Origin of the sequence: Sphingopyxis sp. C-1 (assembly GCF_001047015.1) — a bacterium.
Classification (GTDB): domain Bacteria; phylum Pseudomonadota; class Alphaproteobacteria; order Sphingomonadales; family Sphingomonadaceae; genus Sphingopyxis.
This window is the reverse complement of record NZ_BBRO01000002.1, coordinates 210,100-234,785: the sequence shown is the minus strand read 5'-3', so window position 1 is coordinate 234,785 and position 24,686 is coordinate 210,100. Positions and strand designations below refer to the sequence as shown.

Below are 24,686 nucleotides of genomic sequence, written 5' to 3'. Positions count from 1 at the left end.
GCCGCGCTCGGCAGCCGCGACGGGGGATGAGGTTTGGTGTGCACATGAGAACAATAGGAGAACAAATATATCTCGTCAACAGCATTTTTGCGGTTTTTCAGGAACTCCGCGCGTCCGGTTGACGTGAACGTCAATCAGGGTCAATGCATAGGAAACGAAGGAAAGGGATAATGATGGCGGAGCAACCGAAGTTTGACCTCACCGGACGCGTGGCGCTGGTGACCGGGGCGTCCTCGGGCCTTGGCGCCGGTTTCGCCAAGGCACTGGCGGCGTCGGGCGCAAAGGTCGTGCTTGCCGCGCGCCGTGCCGACAAGCTTGCCGAGCAGGTTGCCGCGATCGAGGCGGCTGGTGGGCAGGCGATTGCCGTTAGCATGGACGTTACCGACGAGGCATCGACGATCGCTGCTTATGACGCTGCCGAAGCGGCGTTCGGACCCGTCGACACGATCGTCGCCAACGCGGGCGTCGCGACCGAGAAGATGGCGATGAGCCTGACGGTGGACGACGTCGATTTCTTGCTCGCCGCGAACGTCCGCGGCGTCTTCCTGACCGCGAACGAGGGTGCAAAGCGGCTCGACAAGGCGGGAAGCCGTGAGAAACAGCATGGCCGCATCGTCCTGATCGGTTCGATTACCGCCGAGAAAATCTTTCCGGCGACCTCGGTCTATGGCGCGACCAAGGCGGCGGTGCGGCATCTGGGTAAGGCACTGGCGCGCGAATGGGCGCGGCGCGGGATCAGCGTCAATGTGATCCAGCCAGGCTATTTTGAATCCGAAATGACCGCCGAGCTCTTCGAAAGCGAGACCGGCGCGGCGATGGTGAAGAGCTTCCCGCGCCAGCGGATGCGGCCGCCGAGCGATCTTCACGCGCCGCTGCTCCTCCTCTGCTCCGATGCCGCGCTCGGCATCACGGGCAGCGTCATTACCGTCGACGACGGGCAGACGCTGTGAGCGAGCTGCTGGTCGAACGCCGCGGCGCGGTCGAGATTGCGACACTCAACCGACCTGAACGGCTCAATGCGCTGAACGAGGGGCTGGTCGACGCGCTCAACGCCTATTTCGGGGGGCTTGCCGACCGCACCGACGTCCGCGTCGTTGTCCTGCGCGGCGCGGGGCGCGGTTTCTGCGCGGGGCTCGACATTCAGGAAGACCGGTCGTCGGACGAAACTCCGGTGCTTCGAACGCTGCGCACCCAGACCAGCATCGGCAATATCTATCGCAAGATGCGCGCGTGCCCGCAGCCGATCGTCACGCTTGGCCATGGCGCTGCCTGCGGTGGCGGGCTGTCGTTGCTGCTCGCTTCGGACGTCAGGTACGCGGCGCCGTCGTTCAAGGCGAACGCGGCCTATATCCGTATCGGCCTTGGCGGCTGCGACATGGCGTCGAGCTATTTTCTGCCGCGCCTCGTCGGCGCAAGCCTTGCGTCCGAGATGATCCTGACCGGCCGCTTCATCGACGCCGACCGCGCGCTGCGCGCGGGCCTCGTCAGCGAGATCGTCGAGGAAGAGGCGTTGCTCGATCGCGGTCTCGCGCTCGCCGACGAAATGCTGGCGACGTCGCCCTATGGCTTGCGGCTGTCGAAACAGGCGCTCAATCTCAACATCGACGCGCCGAGCCTCGAAGCGGCGATGGCTATCGAGGACCGCCAGCAGGTGATCCTTTCGGCGACCGCAGACCATCGCGAGGCGCTCGCCGCCTTCCTCGAAAAACGCGCGCCGGAATATCGCGAACGTTAAGGTTAAAGACCTGTGTATCGCCCCCATTGACTCGGCAATATATTGACATAGTAAGTGTCACATCCCGAGGGGGTGGGAGTGATGGCAGTGCGCAGGAGGACCACTAAATGCCGGGTCGCTTAGGCGGGTCCCGGCGTGCTGCCATCATCGCAATCGGCGCCCTGACCGCCTTGGCGCCCGCGCAGGCGCAACCCGTCAAACCGGTGCCGAAGCACCCAAATATCGTCATCCTGCTCGCCGACGATTGGGGCTTCTCCGACGTGGGCTCTTTCGGCTCCGAAATCGCGACGCCGAACATCGACGCGCTCGCAAATGCAGGGACGCGCTTTTCCAATTTCCACGTCGCGGGGTCCTGCTCGCCGACGCGCGCGATGCTCCAGACGGGGGTGATGAACCACCGCAACGGCCTCGGCAACATGCCCGAGACGATCCCCGACGAACATCGTGGCAAGCCGGGCTACGACACGGTCATGAACCTTCGCGTCGTGACGATCGCGCAGTTGCTCAAGGCCGCGGGCTACCGCACTTACCTCACCGGCAAATGGCATCTCGGCAGCGATGCCAAGCGGCTGCCGCATGCACGCGGCTACGACCGTGCCTATAGCCTTGCCGATGCCGGCGCCGACAATTTCGAACAACGCCCGATCGAGGGCATGTACGACACCGCCGCCTGGACCGAGAATGGCAGGCCGGCGACCCTGCCCAAGGATTATTATTCGTCGCATTTCGTCGTGCAGCGGATGATCGATTATATCGAGGCCGACCGCAAAAGCGGCAAACCCTTCCTCGCGTCGATCAACTTCCTTGCCAACCATATCCCGGTGCAGGCGCCCGACAGCGACATCGCGCGCTATTCGGCTATGTACAAAGACGGCTGGACCGCGCTCCGCGAAGCGCGGGCGAAGCGGGCCGCGGCGCTCGGCATCGTCCCCGCGGGCATGCCGATCGTGACGATGGCGACAACCCCCGACTGGCAGAAACTCGACGCCGAAGAGCGCGCCGCTGCCGTGCGCGTGATGCAGGCTTATGGCGGTATGGCGACCGCGATGGATCGTGAGGTCGGACGTCTCGTCGCTCACCTTAAAGCCACGGGCGATTACGAGAATACGATCTTCGTCTTCCTCTCGGACAATGGTGCCGAGCCGACCAATCCGTTCAGCAGCCTGCGCAACCGGCTGTTCCTCGGTATGCAATATGACCTCGCGACCGCCAATATCGGCCGGCGCGGTAGCTTTGCCGCGATCGGGCCGGGCTGGGCGAGCGCTGCAGCATCGCCCCTGTCGGGATATAAATTCAGCGCGACCGAGGGCGGCCTGCGGGTGCCGCTCATCATCGCATGGCCGGGGCACGCCGGCATTCGCGCGGGGACGATCAACGACGGTCTTGCTCATGTCACCGACATCTTGCCGACGCTGACCGAGCTTGCGGGCGTACCGGGCCATGGCGGAAGCTGGCAGGGTAAGGCGGTCGAGCCTGTCACCGGGCGCAGCCTCGTGCCGATGCTGCAGGGCGGAGCGGGCAGCGTCCATGGCGACACGCCGCTCGGCTATGAACTGTCAGGCAATGCGGCGCTGTTTCGCGGCGATTACAAGCTGGTGCGCAACCTTGCGCCGACCGGCGACGGCAAATGGCGGCTTTACGATCTCAAGACCGACCCCGGGGAAACGCGCGATCTTGCCGCCGCCGAGCCCGACCGGTTCACCGCGATGATGGCCGATTATCGCGCCTATGCGAAAGCGAATGGTGTGCTCGACATGCCCGCGGGCTACACGGCCGACGAGCAGATAAACGCCTATGCCTTCGAACATCAGGGCAAGCCGCGGTTGATCCGCCTCGGCCTGTGGGTCGGCGGGATCGCCGTGCTGCTGTCAGCCCTTGTCTGGCACTGGCGCCGCCGGCGCCGGGCGCGCCGTGTCGATCAGGCGAAACCCGATATGGTCGGTGCCTAGGCCTCGTTCCTGGAACTGGCGCGCCGCAGGACGATAGCGCGCGCAATAATTGGCTGCGCACAGAAAGCTGCCGCCCTTGATGACATTATTCTCACCGCCCGCCTTGCTCGTCGTCCATTCCCATACATTGCCGATCAAATCGTGGACGCCATGCTCGTCGGCGGGAAAGCAGGCGACCGGCGCACGGCTGGTAAAGCCGTCGGTGCCCATGTCGCGGACCGGGAAGCTGCCCTGATAATAGTTGGCGCGGGGTTTGCCGTCCTTGCCGACCGGAACGTTACGATCGGCTCCGCCGGTCGCCGCGGCTAGCTCCCATTGCTCCTCGCTCGGCAGCGTTCTGCCCTTCCACTTGGCGTAGGCGAGTGCATCATCATAGCCGATTTGCACCACCGGATCGCGGTCGCGTCCGTCGATGTTCGTCTCGGGCCCCGCCGGATGTCGCCACTCAGCGCCGACGACCCAGCGCCACCAGTTCGGATTGCCGTCGTTCGGCGCGGTGAACACCGCCGACCCGGGGATCAGCATCTCGGGCGGAGCGCCCGGCAGTTTCGGCGGATCCTGCTCGGCGAGCGTCTTATATCCCGTTGCCTTCACAAATTCGGCGAACTCGGCGTTCGTGACCTCGTGCGTCGCAATCCAGAAACCCGCGACAGTGACATCGCGCGCCGGCCCTTCCTCGGGCAATTGCGCGTCGGCGCCCATCGCGAAGGTCGCGCCCGGGATCCAGACATAATCCTGTGCCGGCATCGCCGGGCATTCGGGCGCCTTTGCTTCGGCGACCTTCGCGTCCTCCGCCCCGCCGCACGCGGCAAGCGCGCCGAGCAGTACCAGCGAGAGCAGAACCGATCCTTTCCGCATCAGGCGTCTTCGGCGATCGTCGCCATTATCGCCTCGACCATCTGGCCCATCACCGTTCCGGCTTCTTCGGCGGACAGGCTCTGATCGTGGCGCAGCGTGCGCCACGTGTGGAACGACAGCGCAGCACATAGCGCCTCGACTGCGATCCGATCGGTAAGCACCGAACCCGGAAGCAGGCGCAGGATGAGTTCGCGTTCGAGCATAACGACCCGGCTGTACTGGCCCATCAGGAAGGGCGACTGATAGCGTTTGATATTGGCGGCGAGCCGGAAGGGCAGGGTCGTCTCGAACACCCGGACGCGACGCCGAACGAGTTCGCGGACATTGGCGCGCCAGGGCTGGTCGGGATAGGGCGCCATGACGATCGGCATCACGCGCTCGGTTATCATTCCGGTAATCTCGGAATAGAGCGCATCCATATCGTCGAAATGCCGGAATACGGTGCGCAGGCCGATGCCCGCTTCTTCGGCGACGCGCGCCGCGCTCGGCGACAGGTCGCCGGCAACGATCAACTCCATCATCGCCTCGACAATGCGCTTGTGGCTCGACCGCCCACGCTCGCGCCGGCCGTCGACCCGATCGGCCTCGACCTTTTGCGCGTTCGATTTCCCTAACCCTGTCGCCATGGCGTCCCTGCTGGCCCGGCTTGACGCCGGGGTCAAACAATCTTGCGTATCGACCAATATAGTGACACATATAGTGTCAATAGTTTCGATACAAGCCGACAGGACGCGATAGGGGACGAGGATGAAGAAAAAATGGGTCGCACTCGGCGTGCTGGCTTTGGCAGGGGCTGGCGGATATTGGGCGTTCGAGGCGAATAAATACCGCATCCCGGGCATTCTTCAGGACTGGCGTGACCCCGTGCAGCCGAACCGCGTAGTCGCGTGGCAGCAGGGGCCTGCAAAGGCAGCCGACGGTAAACCTCCGCCGAATATCATCCTGATCGTCGCCGACGACCTTGGGTATAATGATATCAGCCTCAACGGCGGTGGTGTCGCGGACGGCGTGGTCAAGACGCCGAATATCGACGCGCTCGCGCACGAAGGCGTCAATTTTACCACCGCCTACGCCGCGAATGCGACCTGTTCGCCGTCGCGTGCCGCGATGATGACGGGGCGTTATCCGACGCGCTTCGGTTTTGAATATACCGCCGTGCCGGTCGAATTCGCCGAAAATCTCGCGCATGGAGAGGGCGTCGGCCCGCACCGCGCTATCTTTCACCGGGAGCTCATCACGCCCGACATTCCCGCCTATCCCGATATGGGCGTCCCCGCGAACGAAGTGACGATCGCCGAAGCGGTTAAGGCGGCAGGCTATCACACGCTCCACATCGGCAAATGGCACCTCGGCGAGGCGCCGAAGCTACAGCCGCAGGCGCAGGGCTTCGACGAAAGCCTTGCGATCCTTGCCGGTGCCGCAATGTTCCTGCCCGAAGACGACCCGGACAGCATCAACGCAAAGCTGCCGTGGGATCCGATCGACCGCTTCATCTGGGCGAACCTGCGCCATGCCGTCACCTTCAACGGCAGCAAGCGTTTCCACCCCAAGGGCCATATGACCGACTATTTTGCCGACGAGGCGATCAAGGCGATCGAGGCGAATAAAAATCGCCCGTTCTTCATGTATCTCGCGTTCAATGCCCCGCACACGCCGTTGCAGGCGACAAAAGCCGACTACGATAAGTTCCCGCAGATCAAGGATCACAAGACGCGCGTCTATGGCGCGATGATCGCGCAGCTCGACCGCCGCATCGGCGACGTGATGGCGAAGCTGAAACAAGCGGGGATTGACGACAATACGCTCGTCATCTTCACCAGCGACAATGGCGGCGCCTGGTACAATGGCATGCCCGACTTGAACGCACCGTTCCGCGGGTGGAAGGCGACCTTCTTCGAAGGCGGTATCCGCACGCCGCTGTTCATGCGCTGGCCGGGCGCGATCGCACCGGGAACGCGGCGCGCCGACATGACCGGTCATCTCGACATCTTCTCGACGATCGCCGCCGCAGCGGGGGCGAAGTTGCCGGTGGGCCGGACGATCGACAGCGAGGATATCCTGGCCGGCCCCGCCAAACGCCCCGCCATGTTCTGGCGTTCGGGCGATTACCGCGCCGTGCGCGCGGGTGACTGGAAGCTGCAGGTGACGAAACGCCCCGACAAGGCCCGCCTCTATAACCTCGCGGTCGACCCGACCGAGCGCCACGATCTCGCAGCAAGCGATCCGCAGCGCGTCGCCACGCTCCGCGCGATGATCGAGGCACAGAACAAGGGTATGGCAAAGCCGATCTGGCCCGGTCTCATCGAAGGACCGGTGCGTATCGACGTCCCGCTCGACGCGCCCTGGAAGGACGGGCAGGACTATATCTACTGGACGAACTGACGGGGTTAGCGTTCAACTTTTGTTGCTAGGATAACCGACGTTGTCGTGCGCTCGACTCCTTCGAGAAGGCCGATCTCGTCGATCAACTCGTTGAGCTGTGCGCCATCCTCGGCCTCCAACATCGCGATGATGTCATATTCGCCGCTGATCGCGTGGATCGCCTGCACCAGCGCAAAGCTTGCGAGCGCCTGTTCGACTTCGCGGTGAAAGCGCGGCAGGGTCTTGATCATCATATGCGCGCGCACGCGGCTCGCGGCAAAGGCGTTGCCAAGCCTTACCGTATAGCCCGCAACGACCTTCTCTTCCTCCAGCCGCGCGAGCCGCGAATAGATCGCCCCGCGCGACAGGCCGAGCTCCTTGGCGAGCTGTGCGATCGTTTGCCGCGCATCGTCGCGCAGCAGGGTGAGCAGTTTTTCGTCGGTCTCGTCGAGGTTGACGCCCGAGTGCGGCATCAGTCGGCCAGCTTCTCGTCGGCAAAGATCGCGATCTGTGGTGTCCCCCCGGCGCTCATCCGCCCTCGATACATGCCAAGGTCGTTGATGGCAAAGGCGGGGCGCCCATCGGGGCCCATCGCGATCAGCCCGCCGTCGCCGCCGATCGCGCCGACCGCATCGATCGTGCCCTGTGCGGCGTCCTTCAGGCTTTCGCCCTTCCACGCGACGCGGTCGCACACCTGCCGCGCGGCGCTCTCGCGAATGAAATATTCGCCCGATCCGGTCGCCGACACGGCGCATTGCCCATTCTTGGCATAGGTGCCGGCGCCGATTATCGGCGAGTCGCCTATGCGGCCCCAGCGTTTGCCTGTCATCCCGCCGGTCGAGGTCGCGGCCGCCAAATTTCCTTCGGCGTCGAGCGCGACCGCGCCAACGGTGCCGAAAAGATGCGTCGGATCGATCGCTGACACTTGCTTCTCGCGCCAGCGCAGCAGCCCCTGCCAGCGTTCCTCGGTGCGAAACCAGCTCGGATCGACTTGTTCGAGCCCGCGCTCGATCGAGAAACGGTCGGCGCCATCGCGCGCCAGCATCACGTGCGGGCTCTTGTCCATCACCGCGCGCGCCAGATCGATCGGATGCCGCGTGCGCGTCACGCCCGCGACCGCGCCGGCTTTCAGCGTCTTGCCGTCCATGATCGCGGCATCCAGCTCATTCTTGCCCTCGGCAGTGAATACCGCGCCGCGCCCTGCATTGAACAACGGATTATCCTCGAGCACACGCACCGCCGCGGCGACCGCATCGAGCGCCGCACCACCCTTGTCGAGCACCGCGCCACCGGTGCGCAGCGCCTCGTCGAGCCCGGCGCGATACGCCTTCTCTTTTTCGGGCGAGAGCGTCTTTCGCTCGATCACCCCGGCACCGCCATGAATCGCAAGCGACCAGCGCGGCGCCTCGACGATCTCGCCGGCGCGCACGGCATAGTTGCGCACGAACACCGGCGCATCGACTTGCCCCGAGGGCAGGTGGAGTACCGACCCGGGGCCGACTCCCGTCACCTTGACGCGAGGGGCATCGAGCGGCCCGCGCTGCGACAGGCCGCGCAGCCCTGCTCCGTCGACCACCCAGGCATAGCCGTCGGGCTCGGTTGCATAGATACGCGCGCTGCCGTTGGGTTCGACTGCGAGTGCCGCGCTCTCGTCGACGCCAAGGCCCAGCATCGCGGGCTGGTCCGCCGGGCGTCCGACCTGTGCCTTGGCGACGAAGGCGAACAGGCGGCCGAGCCGTTCGCGTTCCTTGAAATGCGTATCGGTGACGACGCCCTTCAGCAGGGCGAAATGCAGGAAATCGCCCTCGATCGTGTTCGCAGGGCCGAACGGATCGGCGAGCGCTTCGGGGCTACGGATGCTTCCGTCGTCCATCGCGCCGTAAAGCTTCTCGCCCTGGATCGCCAGCCCGGCGCTGGTTCCCGCGAGCGGCTTACCCGCCGCCACATGCGCGTTGAGGATATCGCCCACCGGCGTGCCGCGCCAATAACGAACGTAACGGGCCTGATCGCCCCCCGCGATGAAGATGCCGTCGGCCTTCTTCAGCCGGTCGAGGATCTTCTTGTTCGTCGCTTGCGATCGGGCGTGGAAGACAAAGATTTCGGTCGACTGGATGCCGCCAATGTCGTGGAAAAATTCCTCGCCGATCTCTTTGCCATAGGACGCGCTGATCACGACGATATGGCCGTTCCCGGCTTTGCCGAAGAACCATTTCATCGCATCAATGTTGCGGTCCCCGCCGCCCATCAGCAGCAGGCCCCCCGACACCGGGCCCGGCGTCGGCGTGTTCAACTTGCCATAGACATAATGTTCATAGGGCTTTTCCTTGGCTTCCTTCGCTGCGGCGGGCGTGAGCGCAAGCCCCGTCGCGGCAATCAGAAGCCAAATTCCCCGCATCATAATCCGCAGCATCGATCTTCCCTCTGGCGGCCCCTTGAAAGCGAGACGTTACATAATGACAGCAGCAAATGACAATATGATTTCCCATTTTGTCATAGTGATTGAAATTATCTACGTTTTCTGGTCGAAAGGACGAAATATCCGGTGGGTTAGCGAACGGTTTCGATTCGTGCCTGGATGAACGAGGGGTAAAAAATGAGGAATTTCGGGAAGCGGGCGTTTCGGATCGCCCTAGGGCTTGGCGTTTGCATGCCTGCGCTAGCTGCGCCGGCCTTTGCACAGGACGCTGAAGGCGAGCCGCAGGAAATCATCGTCACGGGCTCGCGCATCCCGACGATCCGAGACGAGGGGCCCTCGCCGGTCACCACGATCACATCCGACACAATCCGCGCCAACGGCTATACGAGCGTTCCGGAACTGCTCGCCGCGATGACTCAGAACAGTGGCGAAACGCAAAGTCCCCAATCGGGCAGCAGCGCCGACTTCACCCCTGGCGCGCAGCAGGTCGATCTGCGGGGTCTTGGTCCCAACCACACGCTTGTGCTGGTCAACGGCCGCCGCATCGCCGACTTCCCGCTACCCTATATCGGCCGCAGCAACTTCACCGACATCTCGAACATTCCCGTCAGCCTGATCGACAAGGTCGAAATATTGAGCGGCGCGGCCTCGGCAATCTATGGCTCGGACGCGATCGCGGGCGTCGTCAACTTCAAGATGAAGGAAAAGCTCGACGGCATCACGCTGGACTATCGGCATGGCCGGACCCAGCATGGCGGCGGTCTGTCGCACCGCGTGACTGCGACGGGCGGCTGGTCGACCGACCGGTTCAGCATCGTGGGTGGCATCGAATATCTCGACCAGCGACCGCTCTGGGGCTTCCAGCGCAAAATTCAGGACAGCACAGATGATAGCCCCGTGCCCTCGACTGCGATCGCGCGGCGTACCTTCTATCGTGCTGACTATAACGACGACTATATCACGCCCGACGATGGGACGTGCGAGCGGCTGTCGAACCTCAACTTCGGCTCGGTCGGCCTGTTCAACCGCCCTCGTTATGGCGATTTCTGCGGCAGCAAGGAATCTATCGGCTACGGCACTATCATTTCAGGTCGCAAGGGCTTCAACAGCTTCGCTACCGCGACCTATGAACTGTCGGACAATGCCAAACTGTTTGTCGACGCGCAGCTTGGGATCAGCAAGGTCCGGCTGATGTACGACGTAACGAGCTGGGCCTTCGAACAGTCGTCGAGCAGCTCAGACAATTATTTCTACAACAGCTTTACGGGACAGATCGAAGATTGGGGTCGCCAGTTCACGCCGGAGGAGACCGGCGGGTTCGAGATGCAGCGTAGCAAGCAGACGACTTATAGCATCACCCCCGGCATCCGCGGCAATTTCGGCAATGCCTGGAACTACGAGGCATCATTCAACTACAGCCGTTACCAGTCAATCGTCCGCTGGCCGCAGATCATCAATCAGAAGGCGAAAGACTTTTTCCTCGGCGTGCAGAATGGTCTTGGCGACGACGATTATCCGTCTTTCAACGCCAACCCGGCCAACCTCTATCGCCAACTGACGCCCGCCGAATATGACAGCATCTCGGCCGATACAGTCTATCGTCCATACAGCTGGACAAACAACGCGCAGGTGACGCTGACGAACGGCGAGCTGTTCCAGCTGCCGGCTGGCGCGGTCGGGGTTGCCGTCGTCGCAGAATATGGCAAGCAGGGTTACAACCTCCGTCCGGACCCGCTCGCGCTCACCGATTATTACTATAGCTGGAAGGACAGCGATGGCTCCGGCAAGCGCAGCCATGCCGCGGTCGGCGGCGAAGTGCGCGTACCCGTACTTGATTTCGTGACGCTGACCGGTGCCGGCCGCTACGACCGTTTCGGCTACGCCGGGCGCCACGCCGACAAATTCACCTATAATGGTGGCATCGAGGTGCGCCCGACGCATAGCCTGCTGTTCCGTGCTGCTTATGGCACCGCCTTCCGCGCGCCAGACCTCCATTATCTGTTCACCGGGCCGGGCAATGTCGAAAGCAGCGTGATCGACTATTATACCTGTCGGCAGGACGATCCTGGTGCCGGGATCAGCGACTGCGAAGATTATGACGTCGATATCGTCGCGCAGCGCAGCGGTAACCGCGACCTCAAGGCCGAAACCGGCAAGACGCTGACTGCCGGGCTGGTTTTCGCGCCCTCGAACCGGATCAGCCTCTCGGTCGACTATTTCCGCGTGTCACTCGACAATCAGGTCAATGATTTGCGCGCCAGCGAACTGACGCGCGACGAGGCTGATTGCCGACCCGATGGCGCCGGGAACACCGCGCTCGACCCGAATTCGCCAACCTGTCAGGCGGCGCTCGCACGCGTCAACCGCTTCGCGACCGGTGCGCTGGCTGGCGAGATCGAATCCATCTCGATAAACCCGATCAATGTCGCGCGCGAAAAGACGAGCGGCATCGACATCGCCTTCCGCGGTACACTTCCGACCAGTTTTGGCGACTTCACCCTGTCACTCGCGCACAGCCATGTCTTCAAGCACACTTTGATCCAGTACACGGGCGATCCGATCGAGAACAAGCTGGCGGCGGACAGCGGCTATTATCTGCCGCGCGACAAGTCGAACGGCAGCATCACCTGGGCATCCGATGGGGTGCAGTTCACCTTCTCGGGCACGCGCCTCGGCAAGCTGCCGAACTATGATGAGGATGCCTTTATCAAGGCTAGCTATCTGTTCAACGCGACGCTGCAATATGATTTCACTGATCATATGCGCGGGTCGCTGACGGTACGGAACGTGTTCGACAAGAACCCTGTGAAAGACCCGACTTGGTCGAGCTATCCCTATTACAACACCAGCTGGTTCGACAGCGTCGGCCGCAGCGTCTTCCTGCAGCTGACCTACAAGCTCGGCGGTTCGCCGCTTTGACGGCGATGGGGCTCTGACGCTGTCAGAGCCCCGCGTCCTGCAACGCCCGTTCGATAATCTCGCGTCCACCCGTCGCCGCAAAGGGGAAGGAGCGAAGGAAAGTTGCGCGCGACACCTGCGGGTCGAGTTGCCGGGCGCGGTCGATCCACTGCGTTGCGCGGTCGTGATGGCCCGACGCCTCTGCGGCGATCGCTGCGATCACTGCGATATGCTTGTGGGCCCCCGGCGACCGCGCGGCGCGTTCGCCCCACTCGATGGCCCTCTCGTAATCGCCGCGCATTAACGCGCTGACCGACCGCACGCCCAGCATTGCATAACGCAGCGGATCGAGCGGGCTCAGGCGCAACGCCAGCTCGGCATTTTCGTCGCTGTGCGCGACGTCGCACTGGGTCATCTCGGCCCAGGCTTTCGAATAGATCGCCTGCGCATAATTGGGGCTGAGCGCGATCGCCGCCGATAGCCGTTCCATGCTTTCGGGCACCGCGTCGGCGAACCACAGCGATCGTCCGAGGTTGAGGTGCGCAAAGGGATCTAGCGGGTCGCATTGCACCGCGCGCTCGGCAAACGCGCGCGCCTGTTCAGCCATTGCGTCGGGATCGGGCGAATATTGCAGGAAGCAATCCTGAAAGCGCGTGAAGGACAGGCCGGACAGCGCGCGCGAGAAATTGGGATCGCGCGCGAGCGCCTGCGCGAACAGCGCCGCCGCACGCGCATTGTCCGACCGGTTGAAGCGGAACATATGGTCGAGCCCGAGGTGATAGGAGGACCAGGCGTCTAGCCCGCCCTCGGGCATCCGGCGCGCGCGCTCCACCTCGTTCTGGATGATGCGCGTTTCCAGATTGGCGATCACGGCTTCGAGTACCTCGCAGCGAAGCTCGTGCAGTTCGTCGCGGCCGGCGGAGAAGCGGTCCGCCCACACCACCGCGCCGTCGCATGTTCGCGCCAGCGTTACCGACAGGATGACCTTGCCGCGTGCCTCCTCAAGCGTCCCCGTCAGGCAATAACGAACATTCAGCGCCGCGCCGACCTGTTCGCACCCAATATCCTGCCCGCGAAAGCGGAAGGTCGATGTCCGCGCGATCACCAGCAGCCAGCGGAGGCGCGACAGGTCGCCGATCAATTCGTCGGCGAGCGCGTCGGCGACGATCGACAGCGGGCCAGGGCCGCCGACGAGGTGAAAGGGAAGGACGGCGATCGACGGACGCTCTTCCGCCGCGGCCGGGGCGGGCGCCGGTTCGGTTACTGTCGCGGCAAGGAAGGGCACTTGCTCGGGGGTCTGATCGAACATTACCTGCGCGCCGAACCGAAAACCCTTGCCGTGCACGGTTCTGATGAAGCGCTGTTCCTTGCCGTCGTCACCCAGCGCCTGCCGCGCCGCCTTGATGCGCGAGGCGACCGCGGCTTCGGACACGATCCGCCCGCCCCAGATCTTCTCGATAATCTCGTCTTTGCTGACGAGGCGGTCGGCATTGCTCGCGAGCAGGATCAGCAGCGACAGAACCTGCGGTTCAAGATGCTTTGCCTGCCCCCGCTCGCGAAGTTCGAACTTGCCGGGATCGAGCTGGAAACCTTCAAAGCGGTAGATCAGGGCGGCGCCGAACGACAAACCAGCATTTCTCCATAAATTCTCCATGCCGTCTTCAAGCATGGGACCACGGAAAACCTATTGAGCGTTCCATCGAGCTATCCCCCGGCTCGGACCAAGGAGACTATAGTGACGCTCACAACCATCAAGCCGGATGCGGCCCCCACCGCGCCGCAGACCGAAAACCTATCAACCCCCGCCAACCCGAACAAGGCCCTTTGGGAGAAGGGGGATTTTACCCGTCTCGCGGCCTGCATGCGTGAAAGCGGCGATGAACTGATCGACAGCCTCGGCGTCCACGCCGGACTCGACGTCCTTGACCTCGGTTGCGGCGACGGCACGACCGCGCTGCCGTCGGCCTATCGCGGCGCCAATGTCCTCGGCGTCGACATCGCATCGAACCTCGTCGCCGCCGGCAACATTCGCGCCCGTGAAGCCGGCCTGTCGAACCTGCGCTTCGAGGAGGGCGACGCTTCGCGCCTCGACGCGTTGGCCGATAACAGCTTCGATCTCGTCGTCACCATCTTCGGCGCGATGTTCGCGCCGCGGCCGCTCGACACCGCGGCGGAAATGGTCCGCGTGACGCGTCCCGGCGGCCGTATCGTGATGGGCAACTGGATCCCCGGCGATCCGACCCTCATCGCGCATGTGCTCAAAATCTGCGCCGCCTACACGCCGCCGCCGCCCGAAGGCTTCGTCAGCCCGGTGACGTGGGGACAGGAAGATGTCGTGCGTGAGCGCTTCGCCGCCGCGGGCATCGCGCAGGACCGTATCGACTGCGAACGCGCGACCTACACCTTCCGTTTTGCCGGAACGCCGCGTGAGTTCCTCGCGATTTTCCGCGACTATTACGGCCCGACGATGAACGCCTTCGCGGCGGCCGAGGCGAGCGGCCGTCGTGCGGAGTTGCAGACCGAGCTTGAGCAGTTGTTCGAACGCGAAAATCGTGGCGGCGCCGATCGCACCGAGATACCGGCAACCTATCTCAAGGTCATCGTACGCAAATAAGCGCCCGACAGGTGTAGGCCGATGCCGCCCCCGCATTCTCCCGGCGGGAGCGGCATTTGCTTCGCGGGTAATTGGCCGGACGCCGGCTTTGTGGCAGGTCAGGGCATCCCATTCCTTCCTCCCCCGGAGCCCTCATGCGAACCCTGCTGCTTTCTATCGCCCTGCTTACCTCCGCATCGCCCGCGTTTGCGCAGGATGCCGTCGTCGACACCCATGTCCATCTGCACAAGGGCGAGGCGTCGCTCGCCGAATATCGCGCACAGTTAAAGGCCGCGAACCAGCCCGTGGCCGCGTTCGGTGTGATGTGGTTCGGCGGCCCGAACCAGGCGCTCGCCGGCAATCCCGCCGACATTAGCCAGCGCAACGACGCGCTCATCGCACTGGCGGCAAAGAACCCGGACATGATCGCGATCGCGACCGTTCATCCCTATGACGGCGATGCCGCGCTGGCCGAGGTCGACCGCGTCGCAGCGCGCGGCGTCCGCGTCCTCAAAATCCACCCCCACACCCAGAAATTCGACGCCGCCGACCCCCGCGTGCTTGCGCTCGTCAAGCGGGCCGGGGACAAGGGCCTGGTCGTCGTGATGGACAATGCGGGCATCGTCCCCGACGACAATGAAAAACTCTTCAATCTCGCGCTTGCGGCGCCGAAAACGAAGTTCATTTTCGGCCATATGGGCGGGCTGGGTTTCCGCTTCTGGAACATCCTCGCGCTCGCGCGCACCGCTGAGAATCTCTTCGCCGACAATATTTATTTCGATATTTCGGCGAGCGTGATCCTCGCCGCGGATTCGCCGATCGAGGCCGAATATGTCTGGACGATCCGCAACGTCGGCGTCGACCATGTGCTGCTCGCGTCGGACTTCCCGCAAATCTCGCTGCCAAAAACGCTCGAGGCTTTCGCGAAGCTGGACCTGACCGACGAGGAGCGCGCCAAGATACGCTCGGGCAACGCGCGAAAACTGCTTGGGCTTTAGACGATCGCGAGCGCGAAGAGCAGCGATACGGTGAAACTCGTGAGCGAAGCGAGCAGGACCGGTATGGTCGCGCGCCAGCCCATTTCGAGCAGCAAATCCATCCGCGTGCGCATCGCGGTCGCGGTGACCGCGAGCAACAGCAGCGCCTTTGAGGCGGTCAGTGCGGCCCCACGCGCCGCCTCTGGGATGGGGACGGCGCTGTTGAGCGCCACCACCGCGAAAAAGGCGACGATGAACCATGGCAGGGCGAGGCGGCGCCAAATCTGCGTGTCGCCACCGTCCTCGGGCGTCAGCAGCAAGCCGACGAGCGCGACCACGGGCGCGAGCAACGCGACGCGCGCGAGCTTCACGATCGTCGCACTCGCCCCTGCCGCATCCGAAAAGGCATAGCCGCCGCCAATCGCCTGCGCGACGTCATGGACCGATGCGCCGATCAGGAACCCCGCCTGCGCGTCGGAGAGCCCGAACCGCGCGGCGAGCAGCGGATAGATGGTCATCGCAAGCGCGCTTGCGAGCGAGACGCCCACCAATGTCAGCGCGAATTGGGCTTGCGACAGGCGCTGGCGCCCGATCACGCCGTACAGTGCGAGCGCTGCGCTCGCGCCGCAGATCGCCGTCGCTCCGCCAGCGAGCAGCCCTGCATAGGGCGTCTGTCCCGACAGTCGCGCGCCCAGAAATCCGGCGCCCATCGTGAGCGTCATGATGATGATGAGCGCGGCAAAGGGCACCGGCCCGAGCACCGCAATCTGCATGAAGGTGACTTGCAGTCCCAGCACGACGATGCCGATGCGCAGGAAAGTGCGCGACGCGAAGTCGAGCCCGCGATGCGTCGCTTCGTTTGCCGAGATGAAGTTTAGCGCTAGCCCGACGAGCAAACCAAGCAGGATGATCGGAAAACCATAATGGTCGGATAGCCATGCGGCTGCCGCCGACGCCGCGGCACAGGCCGCGAGTCCGGGGAAGAGGCTGCCTTTGGGCGCTGTCCCCGCGACGGTTTGCGCAAGGTGCAACTCGCCGAAGAGGTCGCCGCCGCTCGGCAGATTATTCCAATGCGCATGACGCATCGATGTCAGATCGTTTCTGTCCAACGTTGTCATAAGGCAGCGTCTTATCGCTAACCCGTGCGCTGGCGCAAGGCTTCTCTTGCAGTGCGCGGCGCGGCGCGCCAAAGCAGACAACGTGGTCAGCAAGGCCGAACGGGGAGATGCGGAGCCGTGACAGGGATTTGCCAGCCGGGGACGGAGCGCAAGCGCGCATGACTCGGGCGACAATCAAGGATGTTTCGCGCGTCGCCGGCGTGTCGATCAAGACCGTATCGCGCGTGCTCAACAAGGAACGCTATGTCAGCGACGACATGCGGCAAAAGGTCGAGGAAGCGGTCGCGCGCCTCAACTATCATCCGAGCCAGGCGGCGCGCACGCTCGCGGGGAAACGTTCGTTCCAGATCGGGCTGATCCACGACAATCCCAGCCCCTATTATATCTTCAACATGCAGGCAGGCGTCGGCCAGCGCTGCCGCGAGGCTGATTTCCGCATGATCGTCCAGCCGTGCGACATCAATTCGCCCGGACTGGTCGACGATATCGGCGCGCTGATCGATCAGGCGCAGCTCGACGGCATCATCATGACGCCGCCGGTGACCGACGTCGGCACCGCGCTCGCCGAACTGTTCCGCCGCAAGATCCCCGTCGTGCGCGTCCAGCCGGGCACCGATCTGACCGCGACCTCGGCGGTTTACATCGACAATGTGCAGGCCGCCGACGACATGACCGCCTATCTGATTTCGCTCGGGCATCGGCGCATCGGTTTCGTCACCGGGCACGGCAATTATTTCGCCAGCGGCCAGCGGCTGACCGGTTATCGGCAGGCATTGCAGCGCGCGGGCATCGGTTTCGATGCAGCGCTGGTCTTTCCGGGGCAGTTCGATTTCCAGTCGGGGACCGCGGCGGCGGAGGCGCTGCTGGCGCTCGACCAACCGCCGACGGCGATCTTCGCGAGCAGCGACGATATGGCCGCAGGCGTCCTCGCCGCCGCGCATCGGCTGGGGGTCGCGGTGCCCGATCAGCTATCGGTCGCGGGCTTCGACGACACCGACCTCGCACAGGTCGTCTGGCCGTCGCTCACCACGATCCACCAGCCGATCCGCGACCTGGGCTATGCCGCCGCCGACCTGCTGCTCGAATTCGGCGAGACGATCGAACGGCGGCAGCTTCCGCACAAGCTGGTCGTTCGCGGATCGACAGCCGCGCCCAAAAACTGACCTCACCATAATCGTCACGCTGGCCCCGATCGACATGCCGGTTGCGCCAACGAAAACCTCCTGTTCCCCGGCGAAAGCCGGGGCCCAAGCGGGGCAGCGCGGTCCCCTCTGGGCCCCGGCTTTCCCCGGGGAACACGGAACCGCTCTTCCGACGCCAGTCTGTGACGAGTGACCTTTATCGTCGCCCCCGCGAGGGCGGGGGCCGCTGGATATGGAACACCGCTATCAAGTCGATGGCCGTTAGCTGTGGCGGAAGTAACGTCATTGCGAGGAGCCGCAGGCGACGTGGCAATCCAGCGGCGCGCAAACCGCCCTAGATTGCTTCGCTCCGCTCGCAATGACGATGGAAAGGGCTTGTGCCCGACAATCCTCCCGCAACAACGAAGAAAAGCCTTGTCCTTTCCAGTATGACAACGTTATCTTATCGCCAAGACAGATAGATTCGGGGAGAGACAAGTGGCGCAGATCGCCGATAAACGCCGCTGGCTCGTCGTGGGACTCGTCTTCATCGCGATCGTCCTCAACTATGTCGACCGCCAGATTCTCGCGCTGCTCAAGCCGACGCTCCAACTTGAATTCGACTGGACCGACCGCGACTACAGCCACATGGCCTCGGCCTTTCAGTTCGCCGCTGCGCTCGCTTTTCTCGGCACCGGCTGGTTCATCGATAAGGTGGGCTTGCGCTGGGGCTTCGCGATCGGCGTCGGCGTTTGGAGCCTTGCGGGCATGGCGCATGCCTTTGCCTCGACCGTATCGGGGTTCGTCGCCTCGCGCGCTGTCCTCGGTGCCGCGGAATCGATCGGCACGCCCGCCGCGGTGAAAACCGCCGCGACCTATTTCAACGCCAAGGAGCGCAGCTTCGTCCTCGGTCTCGGCGGCATCGCCCCGAACGTCGGCGCGATCCTGACGCCGTTGCTCATCCCGTTGATGGCACTGATGTGGGGCTGGCAGGCGACCTTCCTGATCGCGGGCGGGCTCGGTCTCGTCTGGGTCGTCGTCTGGCTCGCGGTTCGGATTCCCGAACAGCCGAACGCCGCACGCGACGCTGCGGCGCCCAAGATCGCGTGGAGCAGCCTGCTCCGCGACCGCCGCCAATGGGCGGTAATCCTGGGGAAGGCGCTCACCGACCAGGTGTGGTGGTTCCTGCTCTTTTTCATGCCCGACCTATTCCACCGGGTCTTCGGGCTGACGCAGGGCACGCTGGGCTTGCCCGTGGCCTTCGTCTATTTCATGGCTGCGCTCGGCGGTATCACCGGCGGCTATCTGCCTTCCTATCTGATGGGCCGCCGTGGATGGACCGTGAACGCCGCCCGCAAGACGACGATGCTCATCTATGCCTTGCTGATCCTGCCCGTGCCCCTGCTCGTCGGCGTTGACAGCGCGTGGGTCGCGGCGCTGATCCTCGGCCTCGCGCTATTTGCGCATCAGGGTTTTTCGACCAATCTCTTCGGGCTCACCACCGACGTCTTTCCCGCGCGCATCGTCGGCTCCGCGATCGGGATCGGCGCTTTTGCCGGCAATCTCTCGGGCATGGCGATGATCGAGTTCGCTGGCTGGTCGCTCGACACCGGGCGCGGTTATCTGCCGATGTTCCTTGTCTGCGCCTTCACCTACCTCGTCGCGCTCGCCGCCATCCACCTCATCCTGCCGCGTATCGTTGCGGTAGACGAGGAGGAGGGTGGCGAAGCTGTGCCGGTGATCGCGCACTGATAGCCGGCCATCACAAACCTGCTTCCCTCGTCCTGACTTATGGAGTATATGACAGCGATGTCAGATTTTCTTCCCGCTCCCGCCAATGTGACTCTTGCCGGTCATGAGGTTTCACCCATCGCCTGGGGCATGTGGCGCTTCGCCGGTGCCGACCTCGCCACCGCGCGCGCGCGCATCGATGCGGCGTTCGAGGCAGGTGTGACGCTCTTCGACACCGCCGACATCTACGGCTGCGACACGCCCGGCGGTTTCGGCTCGGCCGAGGCGCTGCTCGGCGACGTCTTCGCCGAAGCGCCGGCGCTGCGTGACAAGATGGTGCTGGCGACCAAGGGCGGGATCATCCTCGGCGTGCCCTATGACAGCAGCGGCGCCTATCTGACCTCGGCGATCGACATTTCGCTCCAGCGCCTGCGCACCGACCATGTCGAGCTGTGGCAAATCCACCGCCCCGACCTGCTCGCGCACCCGCAGGAAATCGCGCGCACGCTCGAGGACGCGCATCGCGCGGGCAAGATCGGCGCGATCGGCGTGTCGAACTTCACCACCGCGCAGACCGCGGCGCTCGCCAAATTTCTCCCCGTTCCGGTGGTCAGCCACCAGAGCGAATTTTCGCCCTTGAAGCTCGACCCGCTGTTCGACGGACTGTTCGATCAAACGATGATGGACGGGATGAGCTTCCTCGCATGGTCGCCGCTGGGCGGTGGCCGGCTTGGCGATCCGGCCGACGAGCGCACGCGCGCAGTCGCCGGACTGCTCGATGCCAAGGCCGCCGAATATGAGGTCTCGCGCGCCGCGGCGACCTATAGCTGGGTGATGGCGCATCCCGCGCGCCCGATCCCGATCGTCGGGACGCAAAACCCCGAACGCATCAAGGAGATTCCGCAGGCCTTCGCCCCGCGCTGGACGCGCGCCGAATGGTATGCGGTGCTGCAAACATCGATGGGGGAGAATCTGCCATGACCGACCGCACGTGCGAGGTTAGCTGGTTTTCGGCGCTCTGCGACGACGACTATGAATTTCTGGGGGTCCCCGACCCGATGCTCAAATCGAGCTGGGAGCATTGCCGCGACATCGTGATGCAGGCCGACTCCTTGGGGTTCGACAATATTCTGCTCCCCTCGGGCTATGCGCTCGGCATCGACACCACTGCCTTTGCCGCGGCGGTCGCGACGATGGTCAAGAATATCCGCCTGCTGATGGCGGTCCGCATCGGCGAAAGCTGGCCGCCGCAACTCGCGCGCCAGATCGCAACGATCGACCGCATCCTCGGCGGCCGCCTGACGGTCAACATCATCTCGTCCGACATGCCCGGCGAGACGATGGACTCCGAACCGCGTTACCGCCGCACGGTCGAGGCGATGCATATCCTCAAGACGCTGCTCAACGGCGAAGCGCTCGACCATGACGGCGAGTTCTGGAAGCTGAAGGTCGAACCCGCGCGGATCGGCACGGTATCGGGCAAGGCGCCGCCGCTCTATTTCGGCGGGCTTTCCCCCGCTGCGCGCGATGCCGCCGCGAAAGGGTGCGACGTATTCCTGATGTGGCCCGACCGCGAAGAGGTGGTGAAGGAGATCATCGCCGACATGACCGCGCGCGCCGCCGCCTACGGCCGCACGCTAAAATTCGGCTACCGCGCGCACATGATCGTGCGCGACACCGAAAGCGAAGCGCGCACCGCCGCCGACCGCCTGCTCTCGAAACTCGACGCCGCCAAGGGCGCCGAGATCAAGGCGAAGTCGCTCGACTCGCAATCGTTCGGCGTCAACGCGCAGGTCGCCCTGCGCGAAGCCGCGTCCGACGATGGCTATGTCGAGGATAATCTCTGGACCGGCGTCGGCCGCGCCCGCTCGGGCTGCGGCGCCGCGATCGTCGGCGACCCCGACCAGGTGCTCGCAAAGCTCAACCGCTATCAGGACCTCGGCATCGAAGCCTTCATCCTCTCGGGCTACCCGCACGCCGCCGAAGCCGACCTTTTCGCGCGCCATGTCCTGCCCAAGATGAAGCACGGCCCGCTGGAGGTCTGATCCCTACGAAACCGCCCACTTCGTCACCCCGGACCTGATCCGGGGTCCACGAAGGCAAGCGTCATCCTCAAAATATGGATCCCGGATCAAGTCCGGGATGACGATGGAGAGTGAATACCCCGCCTCCACGTTTGAGACGTAGGAGAGAAGGAGACGGGGCGAGCGCGCTTAAGCAGAGCCTGCCTTTCCAGTCGATTAACCGAAGGTGTTATCCGGCCCAAACCGCCGCATAAAGCTCCGCCATCTCGTCCGCATCCGGCACCCGCGGATTGTTCGCGGGCGATCCCGACGCCGCCGCCTGCGCGCACATCGTCGGCACCAGCGCATCCCAGCGCGCCGCGTCGATACCCCAGGCCGCTGGCCCCGGCACCTCGAGCTCTCGGTTGAGCGCCGCCAACTCGTCGAGCAGCCGCGCCACCGCCGACTGATCGCCCTCGGCCTCGTCCGCCACCCCCATCGCCCTTGCGCAATCGGCATAGCGGCCGAGCGCAGCGGGCGCGGACCATGCGGTTACCGCGGGCAACAGCATCGCGTTCGACAGCCCGTGCGGGACATGGAAATGTGCTCCGATCGGACGGCTCATCCCGTGAACCAGCGCGACCGAGCTGTTCGAGAAAGCGATCCCCGCCTGCGTCGCCCCCAGCATCATCGCCTCGCGCGCTGCGGCATCCATCGGGTCGCTGCACACGCGCCGCAGATTGGGCGCGATCGCGCGCATCGCGAGCAACGCCATGCCGTCGCTGAACGGATTCGCGCGCTTCGACACATAGGCTTCGATCGCGTGCGTCAACGAATCGATCCCCGTATCGGCGGTCAGTCGCACCGGCTTGGTAAAGGTCAGTTCATAATCGACGAGCGCCGCGATGGGCAGATAGGCGAGCCCGGGGCACAGCATCTTCTCGTCGGTCGCCTCGTCGGTGATGATCGTGAAGCGCGTCGCCTCCGACCCCGTGCCCGCGGTCGTCGGGATTGCGATGATCGGCAGCCCCGGCGCATCCTGCACATGCGGCGCCTTATAATCGGCCATCGCGCCGCCGAACTTGCCGAGCAGCGCAATCGCCTTCGCGCTGTCGAGCGGGCTGCCGCCGCCGAAACCGACGACGCAGTCGTGATCGCCTTCAAGCAGGAACGTCACTCCCGCATCGACCGAAGCGATCGTCGGGTCGGGCACCGTATCCGCAAACACCCGCGCGGCGATGCCAGCCGCCGCCAGCCCATCGGTCAGTTCATCGACGCGCCCGCTGCTCATCAGCCAGCCATCGGTGACGATGAGCGGACGCGACAGGCCCAGCGCGCCCAGCACCTCGGGCAATTGCTTCGACGCACCACCGCCGATGCGGAAGATGCGGGGCAGGGCAATGCTTGCGATACTCAACTCACCATCTCCTCGCGGATCGAGCTGCGCGCCATCCAGAACAGCGCCGACGCCACCGCGCCGAACATGATGAAGATCATCAGCGACCAGCGCACGCCTTCCGCCGACCCTAGCCCCATCGGTCCGCTGATAAAATCGCTAACCACGCCGACCCCGAGCGGGCCGAGCCCGAGCCCGAGCAGATTGATGATGAACAGCAGCACTGCCGACGCGGTCGCGCGCGTCTGCGGCCGCACCAGCCCCTGCACGGCGGCAAAGCCCGGGCCGTACCATAGCGTGTTGAGCACCGGCGGAAAGGCGAACATGATCAGCGCGAACACCGCCGAATCCGCCATCAGCCCGGCGATGTAAAAGGGGATGCCGAGGAAGGTCGAAACCGCCGGGATCGCGACATAGGCGCGCAGATCGCGCGCGCCATATTTGTCGGCGAGCTGTCCGCCCATCCAGGTCCCGAGCGCGCCGGTCAGGCCCAACACGATGCCAAGGGCGACGCCAAGAAAGCCCGTCAATCCCAGCCCGAAACCGCCCGCGATCACCGTCAACTCCTCGGCATGATTGCGAAAGAAGAAGGGGGCGAGGAAGGCCGCGGCACCATAGCCGATGAATGCCTTGATCGCCGCGGCAAAGGCGATCAGCCAGAAGGTGCGCTTGCCGCGGATCTCGGTCATCGCAGTCTTGAAGTCGGGCCGCGCCGCCTTGAGCGCCGCCAGGTCGCCGTGCATCTGCCGTCGCGGTTCCTTCAAAGTCGTCCACGCAATGATCGCCATCAATACCCCGGGTGCGCCCGCGAACAGAAATGCCGTGCGCCAGCCGTAAGCATCGGCAATCAGTCCGCCCAGCGCGAGCCCGAGCAGCCCGCCGAGCGGAATACCGAGCGAGTAATAGGCGAGCGCCGAGGCGCGTTTCTCCTTCGGCGTATAGTCGGTGATCAGCGAATGCGCGGGCGGCGTACACCCCGCCTCGCCGATCCCGACCCCGACGCGGCAGAGCACGAGCTGGAAGAAATTCTGGGCAAAGCCGCACGCGACGGTGAACATGCTCCACAGCCCCGCCGCGACCGCAATGATCCGCGGCCGGTCGCCAGTCTCGGCAAAGCGCGCGATCGGAATACCGAGCACGGTATAGAAAAGCGCGAACGCGAGCCCTGTCATCACGCCGAGCTGCCAGTCGGCGAGGTGCAGCTCATTCTTGATCGGCTCGGCGAGGATCGAGACGATCTGCCGGTCGAGGAAATTGAGGATATAGATGATCAGCAGCACCGTCAGCGCGTAGCGACGGTACGCCGGGGACACCGGCCTGATGATCGGCGGGGCGGGGGCTTCGTTGATCATCTCATCCTCTCACTTTGTTTTTATCGGTTCACGCGGAGACGCGGAGTCGCGGAGAAGATTTTCGCGCAGAGACGCAGAGAAGGGGAAGGGCGGCAAGCCGCCACCCTGTCTCCGTGTCTCCGCGTCTCCGCGTGAACCAAATCTCTGCGCCCCTGCGTGAATCCTATCCGCTTCTTCG

The 24,686-nt window shown here is 64.2% G+C and carries 19 protein-coding genes; 11 read left to right on the top strand and 8 right to left on the bottom strand.

All coding sequences use genetic code 11. The features are described from left to right. The first annotated feature begins 173 nt into the window (after nucleotides 1-173). From SC1_RS15730 to SC1_RS15720, 3 genes are all read left to right on the top strand, one after another. Entirely contained in the window at nucleotides 174-950 is a 777-nt protein-coding gene (locus SC1_RS15730) for an SDR family NAD(P)-dependent oxidoreductase (protein WP_062184766.1), read from the top strand. Further along, nucleotides 947-1,735: an enoyl-CoA hydratase/isomerase family protein gene (locus SC1_RS15725; RefSeq protein ID WP_062184764.1), complete on the top strand. Its 789-nt coding sequence runs from the start codon at nucleotides 947-949 to the stop codon at nucleotides 1,733-1,735. The genes SC1_RS15730 and SC1_RS15725 overlap by 4 nt, the downstream gene beginning before the upstream one ends. Nucleotides 1,736-1,842: 107 nt before the next feature. Continuing rightward, nucleotides 1,843-3,684: an arylsulfatase gene (locus tag SC1_RS15720; RefSeq protein WP_083435958.1), complete on the top strand. Its 1,842-nt coding sequence runs from the start codon at nucleotides 1,843-1,845 to the stop codon at nucleotides 3,682-3,684. Here the strand turns inward: SC1_RS15720 and SC1_RS15715 are convergent. Both SC1_RS15715 and SC1_RS15710 read right to left on the bottom strand, forming a co-directional pair. Next, a complete protein-coding gene (locus tag SC1_RS15715; RefSeq protein WP_062184761.1) occupies nucleotides 3,604-4,542 on the bottom strand; it encodes a formylglycine-generating enzyme family protein in 939 nt (312 codons plus the stop codon). The genes SC1_RS15720 and SC1_RS15715 overlap by 81 nt on opposite strands. Then, nucleotides 4,542-5,168 carry a TetR/AcrR family transcriptional regulator gene (locus tag SC1_RS15710; protein ID WP_062184758.1) on the bottom strand — a complete coding sequence of 209 codons (627 nt, stop codon included), beginning with the start codon at nucleotides 5,166-5,168 and terminating at the stop codon, nucleotides 4,542-4,544. Before SC1_RS15710 ends, SC1_RS15715 begins: the two co-directional genes overlap by 1 nt. Nucleotides 5,169-5,289: 121 nt before the next feature. Here SC1_RS15710 and SC1_RS15705 point away from each other — a divergent pair, with 121 nt between their 5' ends. Then, a complete protein-coding gene (locus SC1_RS15705; RefSeq protein ID WP_062184755.1) occupies nucleotides 5,290-6,924 on the top strand; it encodes a sulfatase-like hydrolase/transferase in 1,635 nt (544 codons plus the stop codon). Between the two features lie 5 nt (nucleotides 6,925-6,929). Here SC1_RS15705 and SC1_RS15700 read toward each other — a convergent pair whose 3' ends face one another. After that, entirely contained in the window at nucleotides 6,930-7,376 is a 447-nt protein-coding gene (locus SC1_RS15700; protein WP_062184752.1) for an Lrp/AsnC family transcriptional regulator, read from the bottom strand. Beyond that, a complete protein-coding gene (locus SC1_RS15695; RefSeq protein ID WP_238586746.1) occupies nucleotides 7,376-9,298 on the bottom strand; it encodes an isoaspartyl peptidase/L-asparaginase in 1,923 nt (640 codons plus the stop codon). Before SC1_RS15695 ends, SC1_RS15700 begins: the two co-directional genes overlap by 1 nt. 252 nt (nucleotides 9,299-9,550) lie before the next feature. Here SC1_RS15695 and SC1_RS15690 point away from each other — a divergent pair, with 252 nt between their 5' ends. Continuing rightward, nucleotides 9,551-12,238, top strand: a complete 2,688-nt coding sequence (locus SC1_RS15690; RefSeq protein ID WP_238586745.1) for a TonB-dependent siderophore receptor — start codon at nucleotides 9,551-9,553, stop codon at nucleotides 12,236-12,238. A gap of 22 nt (nucleotides 12,239-12,260) precedes the next feature. Here SC1_RS15690 and SC1_RS15685 read toward each other — a convergent pair whose 3' ends face one another. Next, complete coding sequence (locus SC1_RS15685; RefSeq protein ID WP_238586744.1) at nucleotides 12,261-13,871, bottom strand: winged helix-turn-helix domain-containing protein; 1,611 nt, start codon at nucleotides 13,869-13,871, stop codon at nucleotides 12,261-12,263. An 81-nt stretch (nucleotides 13,872-13,952) separates the two neighbouring features. On the opposite strand from SC1_RS15685, the gene SC1_RS15680 reads away from it, so the two are divergent. Both SC1_RS15680 and SC1_RS15675 read left to right on the top strand, forming a co-directional pair. Continuing rightward, nucleotides 13,953-14,831, top strand: coding sequence for a class I SAM-dependent methyltransferase (locus SC1_RS15680; RefSeq protein ID WP_238586743.1), 879 nt, complete (start codon nucleotides 13,953-13,955; stop codon nucleotides 14,829-14,831). A gap of 134 nt (nucleotides 14,832-14,965) precedes the next feature. Continuing rightward, nucleotides 14,966-15,808 carry an amidohydrolase family protein gene (locus tag SC1_RS15675; RefSeq protein WP_062184744.1) on the top strand — a complete coding sequence of 281 codons (843 nt, stop codon included), beginning with the start codon at nucleotides 14,966-14,968 and terminating at the stop codon, nucleotides 15,806-15,808. On the opposite strand, the gene SC1_RS15670 is transcribed toward SC1_RS15675, so the two are convergent. Next, nucleotides 15,805-16,872, bottom strand: a complete 1,068-nt coding sequence (locus tag SC1_RS15670) for a YeiH family protein (RefSeq protein WP_062186809.1) — start codon at nucleotides 16,870-16,872, stop codon at nucleotides 15,805-15,807. The two genes, SC1_RS15675 and SC1_RS15670, sit on opposite strands and share 4 nt — an antisense overlap. A 191-nt stretch (nucleotides 16,873-17,063) precedes the next feature. Here SC1_RS15670 and SC1_RS15665 point away from each other — a divergent pair, with 191 nt between their 5' ends. The 4 genes from SC1_RS15665 (at nucleotide 17,064) to SC1_RS15650 (ending at nucleotide 21,802) form a co-directional block, all read left to right on the top strand. Then, entirely contained in the window at nucleotides 17,064-18,068 is a 1,005-nt protein-coding gene (locus SC1_RS15665; RefSeq protein WP_062184741.1) for a LacI family DNA-binding transcriptional regulator, read from the top strand. A gap of 456 nt (nucleotides 18,069-18,524) precedes the next feature. Next, complete coding sequence (locus SC1_RS15660) at nucleotides 18,525-19,778, top strand: MFS transporter (protein ID WP_062184739.1); 1,254 nt, start codon at nucleotides 18,525-18,527, stop codon at nucleotides 19,776-19,778. 57 nt (nucleotides 19,779-19,835) lie between these two features. Next, a complete protein-coding gene (locus SC1_RS15655; protein ID WP_152682468.1) occupies nucleotides 19,836-20,738 on the top strand; it encodes an aldo/keto reductase family oxidoreductase in 903 nt (300 codons plus the stop codon). Next, entirely contained in the window at nucleotides 20,735-21,802 is a 1,068-nt protein-coding gene (locus tag SC1_RS15650) for an LLM class flavin-dependent oxidoreductase (RefSeq protein ID WP_062184733.1), read from the top strand. The genes SC1_RS15655 and SC1_RS15650 overlap by 4 nt, the downstream gene beginning before the upstream one ends. Nucleotides 21,803-22,010: 208 nt before the next feature. Here SC1_RS15650 and SC1_RS15645 read toward each other — a convergent pair whose 3' ends face one another. Together SC1_RS15645 and SC1_RS15640 are read right to left on the bottom strand one after the other, a co-directional pair. Next, nucleotides 22,011-23,177, bottom strand: a complete 1,167-nt coding sequence (locus tag SC1_RS15645) for an iron-containing alcohol dehydrogenase (RefSeq protein ID WP_083435955.1) — start codon at nucleotides 23,175-23,177, stop codon at nucleotides 22,011-22,013. Continuing rightward, the gene (locus tag SC1_RS15640; protein WP_062184730.1) at nucleotides 23,174-24,508 is read right to left on the bottom strand and encodes an MFS transporter; all 1,335 of its coding nucleotides are present in this window, start codon (nucleotides 24,506-24,508) and stop codon (nucleotides 23,174-23,176) included. Before SC1_RS15640 ends, SC1_RS15645 begins: the two co-directional genes overlap by 4 nt. Nucleotides 24,509-24,686 lie beyond the last annotated feature (178 nt).

What these genes read in the sequence shown, in the direction of transcription:
- SC1_RS15730 (WP_062184766.1), top strand. Translation starts at nt 174, where the DNA reads ATGGCGGAGCAACCGAAGTTTGACCTCACCGGACGCGTGGCGCTGGTG.
- SC1_RS15720 (WP_083435958.1), top strand. Translation starts at nt 1,843, where the DNA reads ATGCCGGGTCGCTTAGGCGGGTCCCGGCGTGCTGCCATCATCGCAATC.
- SC1_RS15715 (WP_062184761.1), bottom strand. Translation starts at nt 4,542, where the DNA reads ATGCGGAAAGGATCGGTTCTGCTCTCGCTGGTACTGCTCGGCGCGCTT.
- SC1_RS15710 (WP_062184758.1), bottom strand. Translation starts at nt 5,168, where the DNA reads ATGGCGACAGGGTTAGGGAAATCGAACGCGCAAAAGGTCGAGGCCGAT.
- SC1_RS15705 (WP_062184755.1), top strand. Translation starts at nt 5,290, where the DNA reads ATGAAGAAAAAATGGGTCGCACTCGGCGTGCTGGCTTTGGCAGGGGCT.
- SC1_RS15700 (WP_062184752.1), bottom strand. Translation starts at nt 7,376, where the DNA reads ATGCCGCACTCGGGCGTCAACCTCGACGAGACCGACGAAAAACTGCTC.
- SC1_RS15695 (WP_238586746.1), bottom strand. Translation starts at nt 9,298, where the DNA reads ATGCGGGGAATTTGGCTTCTGATTGCCGCGACGGGGCTTGCGCTCACG.
- SC1_RS15690 (WP_238586745.1), top strand. Translation starts at nt 9,551, where the DNA reads ATGCCTGCGCTAGCTGCGCCGGCCTTTGCACAGGACGCTGAAGGCGAG.
- SC1_RS15685 (WP_238586744.1), bottom strand. Translation starts at nt 13,871, where the DNA reads ATGGAGAATTTATGGAGAAATGCTGGTTTGTCGTTCGGCGCCGCCCTG.
- SC1_RS15675 (WP_062184744.1), top strand. Translation starts at nt 14,966, where the DNA reads ATGCGAACCCTGCTGCTTTCTATCGCCCTGCTTACCTCCGCATCGCCC.
- SC1_RS15670 (WP_062186809.1), bottom strand. Translation starts at nt 16,872, where the DNA reads ATGCGTCATGCGCATTGGAATAATCTGCCGAGCGGCGGCGACCTCTTC.
- SC1_RS15665 (WP_062184741.1), top strand. Translation starts at nt 17,064, where the DNA reads ATGACTCGGGCGACAATCAAGGATGTTTCGCGCGTCGCCGGCGTGTCG.
- SC1_RS15655 (WP_152682468.1), top strand. Translation starts at nt 19,836, where the DNA reads ATGTCAGATTTTCTTCCCGCTCCCGCCAATGTGACTCTTGCCGGTCAT.
- SC1_RS15650 (WP_062184733.1), top strand. Translation starts at nt 20,735, where the DNA reads ATGACCGACCGCACGTGCGAGGTTAGCTGGTTTTCGGCGCTCTGCGAC.
- SC1_RS15640 (WP_062184730.1), bottom strand. Translation starts at nt 24,508, where the DNA reads ATGATCAACGAAGCCCCCGCCCCGCCGATCATCAGGCCGGTGTCCCCG.